At 43.1% G+C, this 12,887-nt stretch carries 14 protein-coding genes; 2 read left to right on the top strand and 12 right to left on the bottom strand.

Annotation, left to right across the window (positions count from 1 at the left end):
* Positions 1-56: 56 nt before the first annotated feature.
* A complete protein-coding gene (locus BN3456_RS05805; RefSeq protein WP_089983200.1) occupies positions 57-659 on the top strand; it encodes a manganese efflux pump in 603 nt (200 codons plus the stop codon).
* Here the strand turns inward: BN3456_RS05805 and BN3456_RS05800 are convergent.
* From BN3456_RS05800 to BN3456_RS05740, 12 genes are all read right to left on the bottom strand, one after another.
* Positions 656-1,597: a tRNA dihydrouridine synthase gene (locus tag BN3456_RS05800; protein WP_089983199.1), complete on the bottom strand. Its 942-nt coding sequence runs from the start codon at positions 1,595-1,597 to the stop codon at positions 656-658. The genes BN3456_RS05805 and BN3456_RS05800 overlap by 4 nt on opposite strands.
* Before the next feature lie 46 nt (positions 1,598-1,643).
* Entirely contained in the window at positions 1,644-2,555 is a 912-nt protein-coding gene (locus tag BN3456_RS05795) for a DMT family transporter (RefSeq protein WP_089983198.1), read from the bottom strand.
* Positions 2,556-2,866: 311 nt separating this feature from the next.
* Positions 2,867-3,664 (bottom strand): energy-coupling factor transporter transmembrane component T family protein, encoded by a 798-nt coding sequence (locus tag BN3456_RS05790; RefSeq protein WP_089983197.1) that lies wholly within the window; start codon positions 3,662-3,664, stop codon positions 2,867-2,869.
* Entirely contained in the window at positions 3,654-5,468 is a 1,815-nt protein-coding gene (locus BN3456_RS16240) for an energy-coupling factor transporter ATPase (RefSeq protein WP_089983196.1), read from the bottom strand. Before BN3456_RS16240 ends, BN3456_RS05790 begins: the two co-directional genes overlap by 11 nt.
* A complete protein-coding gene (locus tag BN3456_RS05780; RefSeq protein ID WP_089983195.1) occupies positions 5,465-6,040 on the bottom strand; it encodes a CD3073 family putative ECF transporter S component in 576 nt (191 codons plus the stop codon). Before BN3456_RS05780 ends, BN3456_RS16240 begins: the two co-directional genes overlap by 4 nt.
* A 35-nt stretch (positions 6,041-6,075) precedes the next feature.
* Positions 6,076-6,612 (bottom strand): CD3072 family TudS-related putative desulfidase, encoded by a 537-nt coding sequence (locus BN3456_RS05775; RefSeq protein ID WP_089983194.1) that lies wholly within the window; start codon positions 6,610-6,612, stop codon positions 6,076-6,078.
* A 210-nt stretch (positions 6,613-6,822) separates the two neighbouring features.
* Positions 6,823-7,356 (bottom strand): hypothetical protein, encoded by a 534-nt coding sequence (locus BN3456_RS05770; protein WP_089983193.1) that lies wholly within the window; start codon positions 7,354-7,356, stop codon positions 6,823-6,825.
* On the bottom strand, positions 7,347-8,015 hold the full coding sequence (locus tag BN3456_RS05765; protein WP_089983192.1) for a J domain-containing protein: 669 nt from the start codon (positions 8,013-8,015) through the stop codon (positions 7,347-7,349). Before BN3456_RS05765 ends, BN3456_RS05770 begins: the two co-directional genes overlap by 10 nt.
* Entirely contained in the window at positions 7,996-8,853 is an 858-nt protein-coding gene (locus BN3456_RS05760) for a DUF5685 family protein (protein WP_089983191.1), read from the bottom strand. Before BN3456_RS05760 ends, BN3456_RS05765 begins: the two co-directional genes overlap by 20 nt.
* A 230-nt stretch (positions 8,854-9,083) precedes the next feature.
* Complete coding sequence (locus BN3456_RS05750) at positions 9,084-9,692, bottom strand: DedA family protein (protein ID WP_089983189.1); 609 nt, start codon at positions 9,690-9,692, stop codon at positions 9,084-9,086.
* A gap of 83 nt (positions 9,693-9,775) precedes the next feature.
* The gene (locus BN3456_RS05745) at positions 9,776-10,339 is read right to left on the bottom strand and encodes a methylated-DNA--[protein]-cysteine S-methyltransferase (RefSeq protein ID WP_207644088.1); all 564 of its coding nucleotides are present in this window, start codon (positions 10,337-10,339) and stop codon (positions 9,776-9,778) included.
* A 69-nt stretch (positions 10,340-10,408) separates the two neighbouring features.
* Entirely contained in the window at positions 10,409-11,641 is a 1,233-nt protein-coding gene (locus tag BN3456_RS05740) for a [Fe-Fe] hydrogenase large subunit C-terminal domain-containing protein (protein WP_089983187.1), read from the bottom strand.
* Between the two features lie 183 nt (positions 11,642-11,824).
* Between BN3456_RS05740 and BN3456_RS05735 the strand changes: the two genes are divergently transcribed.
* A complete protein-coding gene (locus BN3456_RS05735; RefSeq protein WP_089983253.1) occupies positions 11,825-12,790 on the top strand; it encodes an APC family permease in 966 nt (321 codons plus the stop codon).
* Positions 12,791-12,887: the final 97 nt, after the last annotated feature.

Genomic DNA, 12,887 nt, shown 5'->3' with positions numbered 1-12,887 from the left:
ACAAATACTTCTGAATATACTGAAAAAAACAGCTGCCATGAAATGAGGAAAAGATTATGCATCTTATTTCATCACTTCTATTTGCTATTTCCGCAAACATAGACAGTTTTATTGTTGGATTGTCCTATGGAATTAAAAAAGCAAATATCAGCCTCCTAAAAAGTACTATCATCAGTTTGGTCACCCTGGTCGGAACAGTAACAGCAATCTTACTGGGAGCCGAAATCTCCCAGTTCCTCCCGTCCTCCTCTTCCCAGGCCATCGGATGTGCACTGTTAATCGGTCTTGGAATGTATTATATCATAAAATCCCTTTATACTTATCTCTGTATACAAATAAAAAAAGCGGAGGTAAAAGCCAGCGAATCTTCATCCGAGCCTAAAGACAGCAGCCAGACTGAAGATTCCCTTCTCACTATAAAAGAAGGACTTTTTCTGGGGCTCACCCTCTCAATAAACAATGTAGGCATGGGCATCGGTGCCAGTATCACCGGATTAAAGCTCTTGCCTACCGCCATCCTTTCTCTCATTGTATCCGTAACATTTCTTTATGCCGGAAATGTCATAGGTAAGTCAAAGGTTCCACATATTTCCGACCGGGCGGCAGATGTACTTTCCGGCCTGATTCTGGTGGGACTTGGCATTTATGAGCTGTTTTAACTCTCCAAGATTTCCTGTTCAGCAAACAGTGCCTCCACGGTATTTTCATACACTGTCAGTCTCTCCGCTTTTTTTATCCTTTTTGCATATTTCTCATAATTGGTAAAAATAGCGGCCATGTAAGACCATAATTCCTTCATCTTAAATAAAATATTTTTCTCGCCGTACAATTCTTTCTGATATGCCTCATATATCTGATTATGAAATGCCTCAAATGTAGATTTATCCGTTTCTGCTTCACCACGGATAGAACCTGCCAGTCCCGGGTGAAAGAGAATTCCCCGTCCCAGCATGATACAGTCCGCTCCCGGAAATGCCGCAGTAAATTTTTTATAATCCGCCACCGTAAAAATATCTCCATTGTAGCATACACTACATTTACAGCTTTTCAGTGCACCTCCAAATATCTCCCAGTTGGGTGTATTCTTATAGAAGTCCGTTTGAAGCCTTGGGTGGATAATCAGCTCCTTTAGAGGGTAGCGATTATATATTTCCAACAGCCCCTCGAATTCCTTGGGGCTTTCCTTTCCGATTCGGGTTTTAATTGATATCTTCATATCTGTGTGATCAAATATCTCTTCCAGAAAACCATCCAGTTTATCCGGAAATGCCAGGAACCCGGAACCCCGCCCCTTCGACACTACTGTCTTTGAAGGACACCCCAGATTCAGGTTTACTTCACAATATCCATATTGTTGGAGCTTACGCGCTGTCCTGATAAAGTCTTGGGCCGAGTTCGTCAAAATCTGTGGAACTGCATGCATTCCCTCATTGTGCTCTGGTAGAATATTATTTTTCTCTTTTGAGCTAAGATGCCCAAACTGATTGGGGTTGATAAAAGGAATAAAATACTTGTCCATCTGGCCAAAGTATTTATAATATGCATTTCGGTATATATAACCGGTGATTCCCTCCAAAGGGGCTAAGTATAATTTCATTCTGCTATTCTTCCTTTTCCCAATTTGCATTTTTCGGTACACTACTCTACTCTTTCGACGGCTTAAACAATACTTTTAAATCCACTCTGCCTTCTGAAAGTATCAGTCCTGCCAAAGCCAGTCCTGCCCCAACCGCCACTACTCCTGTTAGTTGCTCATGCAAAATTAGAACAGAGGTGATAATTGTCACCACAGGGGTTATATAGATATACACGCTGGTCTTTACCGCCCCCAGCGTCCTCACTGCAAAATTCCATGTCGCAAAGCACACAGCAGATGCCACCGCTCCTAAAAACAAAAGGTTTAACAGATTAACAGGATTTACAAATGCCGCCGGCTCCGGATGAAAGCCCAGTATAAGTGACGCCGGAATCATGAACAAAATCCCATAGCCGAACATGTGCCGTGTCATCTGGATGGTCGGATACCCGTAGCTGCTGATTTTTTTCGACAATACAGAATAGCACGCCCATATAAACGCCGCCCCAAGAGCCAGCAGATCACCTGCAGGATTCAAGTGCAGGCTCTTGCTGCCCCCAAAACTTATCATCCCGATACCTATCATTGCGAGCACGAAGCCCACAAAAAAAGGAACCGTCAGCTTCCCGTCAGCTTTCATAAATATATGGCTCAGAACAGCGGTAAAAAACGGAGCTACCAGTATGATAACTCCTACATTTGATGCCAATGTGTATGTAAGCGCAATATTTTCCATAAGATAATAAAGACAGATGCCGCATAACCCTGCTCCTGCAAATATCCACTCATGACTTTTCTGCTTTACTTTAAATTTCCCGGGCTTTGCAAGAAATAAAAGCACAAACCCGAGTACCATTCTGATTAAAAGTATCTCAACTGGCTGAAAACTCCGGAGCAGAACCTTCGTGGAAATATAAGTAGTACCCCAGACTACAATCGTAAACAATGCCGCTACATGCCCAATTCCATTATTTTTCATTTGCATACCTTCTTCATTTATCTCTTTTTATTATCTGTCGGGTAAGTTTAAAATATATTTTCAGCCATCTTACATTACCCGACTCTGTTACCTCAGCATAAAGCTCGCTGTCCATTTTTTCCGCAAGATACTTTGCGATTGAAAGTCCAAGACCAGTACCATCCCGGCTCCGGGAACTGTCGGCAGTATAAAATCTTTTAATAGTGATACTGCCCCCTTCTGACTCAAATGTTCCGTATCTTCCGCTTCTCCTTTTGCCATGTCTACTAGTTTACACTATAATGCAGGAGAAAAAAAGTGTGATATTTATCCTATATGAAAAGAAGAAACAGAAAAAAGCAAAAGAACAAAAAGATAACAACGTAAGCCAACTTGTCATTTTTCCCATATATGAGGGGATACATTCTGGATGTCTGTTTCTCACCAGTGTAGCCCCTCGCCTCCATAGCCATTGCCAGGTCTGATGCTCTGCGTACCGTAGATAAAAACAATGGAATAAGTATAGAAAACAGATTTTTGCATTTCTTTACAAAGGAACACTTTTTAAATTCAGCTCCCCTTGCCGCCTGAGCGTCCATCAGTACATTTAACTCTTCAATCATAATCGGTATAAAACGAAAGGCAATCATTGTGATTACAGCCATATCCTGTATAGGTATATGTATTTTTTCTAAAAATGACAGTGACTTTTCCAGTCCATCGGCTAGCTCCCTTGGAGTGGACGTATAGGATAAAAGGGAGGCCCCGACAATCATTAAAGCAATTCTTAAGGTCATTCCTATGGCTTTTATGACGCCTTCCTCTGTCACTGAAATGATTCCCCAGTGGTATAAAAGTGTGCCCGGAGTTGCAATCAGGCGGAAAATAAATGTAAAAAGCAAAAGAATAATGATACCTTTGAGCCCCTTCAAAAAATACGACAGCGGCACCTGTGCCAAACGGTACAGTATCAGCACTGCTGCAAGACATAGAATATACCACCATGGATTCTTCACCAGAAATAACGTAATTATATACACCAGTGCCCCCATTAGTTTTGTGCGCGGATCTAATTCATGAATCACGGAGTTCCCTGCATAATACTGTCCAATTGTAATATCACGAATCATGCTGTTCTCCTCTCTCTAAGTAAAAGTTCTGTACAATCATCTCCTCCGCCTCGCTTACTGTAACCGCTGGGTTTTTTATTGGAAAGCCTTCTTGCATAAGCTTTTTTGTAACGCTTGTAACCTGCGGCACTCCAATACCAATTTCACGTAAAACTTCTGTCCGGGAAAATATTTCTTTGGGAGAGCCAGTAAGCTGAAATTTTCCCTCATGCAAAACCCAGACTTTATTGGCATAGTCGGCCACATCCTCCATGTGATGTGATACGAGTACAACTGCGATATTCCTTTTCTTTTTTATTTTCTCTAATAATTCAAACACCATCTTCTTTGTTTCAGGATCTAATCCCGCTGCAGGTTCATCTAAAACCAGGATTTTGGGATGCATTGCAAGTACCCCGGCAATAGCCACACAGCGCTTTTGGCCCCCCGACAAATCAAAAGGACTCATTTTATAACAGGACTCATCCATTCCCACCAGCTTTAAGCTTTCTTTGGCAGAAATACCAGCTTCTTCTTTTGTCATGCCTAAATTTAATGGTCCGAACATCGCATCCAGAAGGACCGTTTTTCCAAATAACTGCTGTTCAGGATACTGAAAAACAAGGCCTACTTCTTTTCTTAAATATGTCAGGGAATATTTCTTATTATAAATATTCTGGTTTTCAAAATATATAGTTCCTGAATCTGCTTTCAGCAGCCCGTTCAGGTGCTTCATTAATGTGGTTTTACCTGAGCCCGAGTTACCAATGAGTCCAATAAAGTCCCCTTCCTGTATTCCAAAAGAAACGTCATCTAAAATTGTGTGCCCATTGCCGGTGTCACTTCCATAACAAAACCTTAGGTTTTCCCCTTTGAGCAGCGCTTTTCCCTTTCTTTCCGACTGCATGCTTCCGCTTGGTTCAAAATCATTTTGCGAAGACTTTAGAAGCATATTTTCGTTCTTCTTTCCTTCCAGATTCTTAGAGTATGCCTTAATTACCTCTTCAACGAGCTGCTCCTCTGTTAAAACAGGAACATCAATTGGTACACCCCTTTCTTTTAATCTATAAGCCAGTTCTGTCACCTGAGGCACATCCATTTTCACTTGATGCAGTAATTCTAAATCTCCAAATATTTTCTCTGGAGTCCCCTGCGCTAAAATTTGCCCTTTATCCATTAATATCACGTTATCTGCCTGCATGACCTCCTCGGTATGATGCGTAATTAGAACAATCGTAATTTTGCTCTCCCTGTTTAACCTGTGAACAACCTCTAAGACCTCTCTTCGAGATTTTGGGTCCATCATAGCCGTAGGCTCGTCCAGAACAATGCAGCCGGGCTTTTCCGCCAGGACTCCGGCAATTGCAACCTTCTGCTTTTGCCCTCCTGACAGCCGGGAGGGAGAATCCTTCCTTCTATGCAACAGGCCAACAGTACTAAGACTGTCGGCCACCTTTTTTTGAATAACATTAGAAGATAGGTTTTTATTTTCGGGACCAAAAGCCACATCTTCCTCCACACTTGTACCAATGATCTGGTTGTCCGGGTTTTGGAAAACCATTCCTACTGTACTGCGGATTTCCCATAGTTTTTCCTGATCTTCGGTATTTTTTCCGTCGATCCACACCGTTCCTTCATCCGGCAGTAAAAGAACATTTAAATGCTTTGCCAGAGTAGATTTTCCCGAGCCATTTGGTCCGAGTATGGCAGTAAACTGACCGGACGGTATATCCAGGGATATTCCATCCAGTGCAGTTTTTTTGGCTTTTTTATTATCATCTTCCCATACAGTATAATTATGTACCAGACTTTTTATATTGATCATACTCTGCTCTCTTTTGCATCCTTTTTAAAGTTTTCTAAAAAGCGCATCGGCATTGCCTTGATCAGAAGACATCCAATTATACATGTCCCAATTTTGTCTATTAAATTTGAAGCCACATTTCTTAAGAAAGAGGCCTGGAAAATGGTTTTCCCACCTTTTACCAAAGACATTACTAAGACATCAGAAAATGATCCGTTGAGTCCTCCATACACAAAAATCCCAATAGGTGTCCCGATTGCCGGGCAGATAAAGCTCAGTGCAAGACCGGTAATAACTGCGGGTATCAGTCCAAAATTGAACTTTTTAGCAACGAGGCCCACAACGAGTCCAACTGCCAGGTTTACCAGGAAGAAGGGGATGTCAGACACACTATAAATTAACCCTGTAATAATATTGCTCAGCGCTCCTACAATCATGCCCGGTACCGGTCCAAGAATTGCTGCGGACAATACCGTTCCTAACGTATCCAGATAAAGTGGAATTCCCAAAGCGGATGTAATAATTCCAAGTACAATGTTCATGGCAACTGCTACCCCGCAAAATGCAGTTACGTATACCTTTCTGTTTTTCATTGATAGTTCTCCTCCCTATTCACTTAACAACTAATTTAGGAAAGCCTTTCTATTGCTTCCTCCATGCTCACGATTGGTATGTTCATATTCCTTATATCTAGCTCCTCCTTCAGTATCTGCATAAATGCTCCCGGTTCCTTCTTTAACTCCAGGCCATTGTGTATATCTGCAAGCCTTTGAGGATCCTCTCCTATTTCTCCGCCCCAGTCCCCGGTACATGTCAGCTTATAGCCACAACTTGGACTTCCCTCAACCGAAACAACTCCAAGTACTTTAAATTCTTCAGAATACATCAGGTATTCCTCCAGCTGCAGCAAAACTGGCTCCAACATTTTTCTGCTTTCTTCCCGAAAATGTGGATGCAAAAACTGATCCTTCACATGCCCCCACCTCCTGGAGCCATACATAATAAACTCCGGACACGGAAGCTGCAGCAATTGGATGTCCCGCTCCAAAACAAGATGAAGCAGTTTATTTTTCACCTTATATTCCTCGGTAAGCTCCTCTTCATTCTGGGCAACTTTTGATGCTGTGTTCAAAATACAATGGGATACAACTAAAAGAGTTTTCATAGGCTATTCCTTTCTTTCCAATCCGCACATATTATACCACCTTATATATCAAAGCTTCCAATAGAATTTTGCGATAAGTTCCTCTTACTTATAATTTTTATCTATATATTCTATTGAGTAATTAGTCCATTTCTATTTTCACACAAAAAACAGGACCTGATATCCCAAAAAAATACCCGTCCTGATGTATTTCAGCAACAATCGACTGATTCAGGAGAATAATCTTCCCCTGAATTTCCCCCATATATGTCTCTGTACGTATTCATATGCCCTGTCATATATCCAAAGAGCAATCTGCCCTATTGCAGCTGCACCGATCATCCATACAGCAGGCAGACTTCTCCCAAATAGAAACTCCTGAAAAAAAAGAAGTCCCGGGATATAAAGTAAATTAAAAATTACATATTTCACTACCCAAAATACAGATCTTCTGTTCATTTTGTCCGTTCTCCTGCCAAGCTGTCTCCCAGTAAACTCTATGGCCAGGATATAAAAACCCATGGCTGCAAAAGAGACTACATACAACTTGTTAGGTGCCAGCAAAAAACCCAGCAATACTGCCCCAAGGTAAAACGTCAGTCCTGTCAGCATTCCAGCCTCACGGATAACAATTCCCACAAAATAGGATGCCGCTGCCAGCAAAAAAAGCGTATTGCTCTCAATCACACTGCCCATCACCATACACAAAATAGCCAACGCAAGCATCAGACCGCCAAAAGCTACTCTTTTCGCATTTACATGCATGAACAAAGGTCTCCTCCCATACATTCACATAAACTGTCCGCACACCATAAGTCACAGCACAGATTCCCGGTACTGCAGGAAGGACTTTCTGCGCCGTATCCGCCGCCGTAAGGATTGCCCTGATATCTTCGGCTGTTCCACTCCAGCTGACTTAAAAGCTGCCGGTACTGGGGATTATTTGGCTCCATATTCACTGCCTGGCCCGCATGGTCTCTGGCAAGCACATTGTTGCCTATTCCCGCATTGGCAGCCGCACTTAAATAATACCACTGAGCCGAACGATCCGGCATCCTGTTCAACAGATTTACTGCATCCTGAAAACGCCTGGCGTTGATAAAATTATAGGCTGCCTGCATCTCTGCATCCATGTCTCCTGTGTAGGAGCTGCTGTTCTGCCGATATCCACGGCCGCCGAATCCACCGTAACTGGCCCCTGTGCCGTAGCCTGCATAGCCACTGCCGCCCTGCTCACGGTCTTTCATAATAACATCATAGGCTTCCTGCACTTCTTTAAACTTCTCCTCCGCCAAGTCAGCCAGAGGATTGTTCACATTCGCATCCGGGTGGTATTTTCGTGTCAAATCTCTATATGCCTTCTTTATCTCATCTTCTGATGCATTTGCAGGTACTCCCAATACATCATATGGGTTTTTCGTCATGATTTTCTTCCTCGCTTTTCTTCTTTTGTTCCTGTATCTTCCGATACCGGGACCACACACCATCATATAATATATTTCTGAGAATGTCTACATCCAGAAGGCAGGGCAGTGTCTCGAAAGAGGCTGTACATTCCGCAATCATCATACAGAGCATTTCTCTGCATTTTGTTTCATACTCTTCGTTTTGGCTCAGCTCTTTTAAGGGGTTATAGCTGCCTGTCTTCAAATCCTTTTCCAAATCATCGTAGGCATCCATAATATAAATAAACTTTCCCAGAAAGAAACCCATTTTCCGCAGGCGCTCTTCCCACATATCCTCTCTGTACACAAATAGTTCGGACATCAGCTTGCCAAAGCAGCCTGCAGTTCTGTCTATATCTGTGCATCCATCCTTTTCGCAGGCAGAAAGCCGGCTTAATTCTTTCTCAATTGTGCGGCTCTGCCTTGGATAGGCAAGAGCAATTTTTTCAGCCTTTCCTTTCAAAGCATAGGTTCCGGCAAAACCGCCCGCCTTTCTCTCATCTTTCCAGTCGTCCTTCATGTGATAGTATGCCAGGATAACATTCATATCCGCCGCATATTCTGTAATCTCATTCCGGAGCACATTCTGCTTCTTCACCGGATGAACCTTACACCTGTGGCCGGATAGTCTCGTCTCACTCTCATACAGCGAAGTCAGCAAAATAACGGCAAAAGTCATGTCATAGGTCAGTGTCATCTGTCCCAAACTCCCATGCCGCTCTTTCAGTGACCTGCAAAGTCCGCAGTAATAGGCCTTATATTTTTTCCAGTCCTTCATCTTAAGTTCAGGCTCATTAATTTTCACATAGCCAAACATAAATCACCTTCGTATCTCCCATATATTTTCTTTTCCGGTACTGTGCTATTATAACACCAATTTTATTAGTTGAAAAGTAACTTGAGAACAGTGCAGCCATACGGATCTTTGATAGCTTATGCAAAAGAAAGCTTGCTTTCGCATGCGTAAGCTGACGAAAAATCATATAGCGCTCTGCCACAGCGAGATGAAGCACAGCGAAATCGAGCTGATGACTGAACTGTTATCTGTCAGCTGATTTTCTTTTTCACAAGCCGAATCACAAAAAATAGTACTGTCACAACCAATGCAGCCTTTATAAATGCCGAATATCTTCCTATATATACCAGAACGATTTCCCAGGAAGCTCCCAGAATTGCTCCCAGGGACACGAGCAGAATATTCCAGACAGTACTTCCAATCATTGTATACGTGAGAAACAGGGGCATGCTGATTTGTGCCATGCCTGCCGGGACAGACACCAGGCTTCGTATAATAGGAACACAGCGCCCCAGAAGAATGGCTTTTTTCCCATGCTTATCGAACCACTGCACTGTTTTCTCCATGTCTTCTCTCTCAAACCCAAGCAACGTAAATGCACGGCCCTTCATCAGCGTATCCAGCCGCTGGGGACTAAGGGCTGTTCCTGCCCAGTAGAGCACCAGTGCCCCGATTGTGGAACCCAGAGTTGAAAATATTACTACGCCTGGAACGGTCAATCGCGTATATGTAGTCATAAACCCCCCGAAGGTCAAAATTACTTCCGAGGGAATCGGCGGAAAAATGTTCTCTACTGCAACTAAAAAGCAGACTCCCAGATATCCAAACTGATTCATAACCTGAATGATAAATTCCTGCATATATCCATCCTTATTTTTCTATATCATCTGTTAAATAAATATATGACAATCCCGGAAAATCATTCCTTATCATTACTTCCCGCCTAAAGAGCTGTTCCTTTCTTCGGAATGTAAAGACCCTCCATATCAGCACGCTCCAGTTCCAGCAGCTTTACCTTGGTGTGAACTCCGCCCGCATATCCCGTAAGGCTGCCATCCGCACCTACCACACGGTGGCAGGGAATCATAATAGAAATCGGGTTGTGCCCCACGGCACCCCCCACAGCCTGTGCAGACATGTTCTTTTTCCCTAATTCTTTCGCCAGAGCTTTGGCAATATCTCCATAGGTCACCACCTGCCCGTAAGGTATATCACAGAGTATCTTCCACACCTTGTGACGAAAAGGGCTTCCTTTTGGTGCCAGAGGCAGGGGGAATTCCGGTTCTTTTCCGGAAAAATAAGTGTCCAGCCATAGCTTTGCCTGCTTAAATACCGGGCGCATTTCTTCTCCAATATTTTCCTCTGTACTGCTCTTTTCCATTGTACTTCCATAATACTTCTGCCCCTGTATCCATAGTCCGGTAATGTTTTTCCCATCCGAGGCAAGAGTTATTCTTCCTATGTCTGATGGATAATAATATATAAATCCTTTCGTGTTTTGCTCCATTTTTTTCCTCCTGCGCATCAGTCCGCTTTCTCTCTACAGTTCTACCCCAAGCATAGAGGAAGGAAAATCTCATGTCAAGTCCCGGATAAGCCAATCACTTTTCTCAATAAGATCTTCTATGGTATCAAATCCCGATTCTTCCAGTAGTTTCATTACATAAGGATTTTCAAGAGGTGTGGCAAACGGAGCCTTTTCTCCATAGTCATTGACATGCTGCCGCCCTGCCTCTCTATTCAGAATCACTCTTGGACCTCCCACACACCCCCCGGGGCATCCCATTCCTTCAAAGAAATTTGCCTCTGTCTCTTTATTTTGTATACGTTTTATCATTTCACGGCAGGCAGGGATTCCATCTGCCTGTTCTGCCCGAACCTTTATCTTCCTGTCCGGCCGCAGCTGTTCTGTAGTCTTTTGTACTGCCTCACTTACACCGCCCGTGCGTGCATAGATCCGTCCGGCCCGGGAAGAATGCTCCTTCTCATTGTCCGCCATTTCCTCGGGATGGATATCTGCCGCTTCAAATATATCCTGTACTTCCTGAAAAGTAAGCACATAATCCACCGCTCCGGCGATATCCGGTTCTCTTGCCTCGCTTTTCTTTGCCAGGCAGGGCCCTACAAAAATCGTAACTGCATCCGGGTGCAGCAATTTTATCATCCGCCCGCAGGCAATCATAGGCGATACCGCTCCCGGCACATGTGGCATCAATTCATGGTATATCCTGCGTATCAAGGATATCCACACCGGGCAGCAACAGCTTGTAAGCTGATAATCCCCGATTTCCAGAACATTCCTGTCAAATTCCAGTGCCTCTTTTAAGGTAAGAACGTCCGCCATCAATGCTACCTCGACCATTCCTGTAAAGCCCAGGGCCTGAAAAGCTGTGCGCAGTTTTCCAGGGGTGGCCTCTTCACTAAACTGTCCCAGAAACGCCGGAGCGGCCAGTACATAGGCAGGGCCTTTCGCTTCTCTGACAGCTTTCATTGCAGGAAGCACATCTTTTCCCGCAGTAATTTTTTCTGATTTACATGCTTCTATGCATGCTGCGCACCCGGTACATAAGTCGGGGTTGATACGCAGCTTTCCATCCCTGTCCTCTTCTATTGCATCGAAAATACAGCTGTTTTTACATGCTCGCTCGTATTCGCATTTCTCACAGGGTTCATTAAAGACAACAGGTGCATAATCATGTGGTTTCAGGAGACAATCCAGATGATAAGGTTCATATTCCGGCGGTAATGGAATTTTCAATGATATTTTCTGATTGAGAATGTCGCTGTATAACTCTTCCAATGTTTTCATTTATTTCTGCCCTTCTAAATATTTATCTAATAGTATAAGTAAATTTTATATTATTATTCTCCTCAAAATCTATTGACAAACAGAAGGGAACTTCATATACTTAGTGGCTAAGATTTGATGCGCTTTGTGTTGGCCCGCTGCCTTCGCAGAATAAAACTGAATACAGGTTTTGGAGGTTTTAAAGTGAATATTAAAGATGTCTTATTAGGCAAACCATTGAAGAACAATGAGCTTGCACATGAAAAATTATCAAAGTTGTGGGGGCTTCCTATACTGGCCAGTGATGCCGTATCTTCGGTTGCCTATGCGATTGAGGAAATTCTACTTGTTCTTATACCGCTTGTGGGAGCCGCAGCATTTCATTTTGTGCCATATGTTGTCATACCGATACTGTTTCTCTTACTTATTTTAGTATTTTCTTACTCGCAGATTATTAATCACTACCCGCAGGGCGGTGGTGCCTATGCGGTAGCGCAGGAAAATATTGGTAATAAAGCAGCACTTTTGACAGCAGCTGCTCTGATTATTGATTACATCATGACTGTGGCGGTCAGTATATCATCTTCAACCGCAGCCCTTGTATCTGCCTTTCCGGCTTTTCACGACTATAAGGTAGTGATTTCCCTGATTTTTGCCTCCATTATTACACTGATCAATCTCAGGGGGGCAAGAGAAGCTTCGAAAATATTCGGACTGCCGACTTATATTTTTATTTTTTCCATGGTGATGCTTATTATTGTTGGATTCTTCAGACTGGCAACCGGCAGCCTTCACCCTATTGAATACTCGGCAGGGGTGTTTCCTAAGGAATCAATACAAGGAATCGGAGTCCTTATGCTGCTAAAAGCATTTTCCTCCGGCTGTTCCGCAATGTCCGGTATAGAAGCAGTGAGTGATTCGGTTCCAAGCTTTAAAGATCCGGCAGTACGAAATGCAAAGATGATTTTACGTACACTGGCAGGAATCATTGTATTTATCTTCGGCGGCATTTCACTGCTGGCGATACATCTAAGGGTTGCTATTGTTCCGGGCCATACTGTGTTATCTCAATTGTCCTCGGCAGTTTTCGGACATACCTTTATGTTTTATATAATTCAGATATTTACCTCCTTAATATTGAATAATCTCTCGGAATCTCTAAGCCAGTAAATCCAAGGCTTTCAGATCCCTTTTTTATTAAAATCCCCCACTTTTTTGTCAAAAAACACTTGACAGTTTACTCGAAAAATGCGGCGCTTCGCGCCTA

The sequence above is a fragment of the Clostridium sp. C105KSO13 genome (genome assembly GCF_001517425.1).
In the GTDB taxonomy this organism is placed as follows: Bacteria; Bacillota; Clostridia; order Lachnospirales; family Lachnospiraceae; genus Muricomes.
The sequence above is the reverse complement of the archived record's forward strand: the minus strand, read 5'-3'. Positions and strand labels throughout refer to the sequence as shown.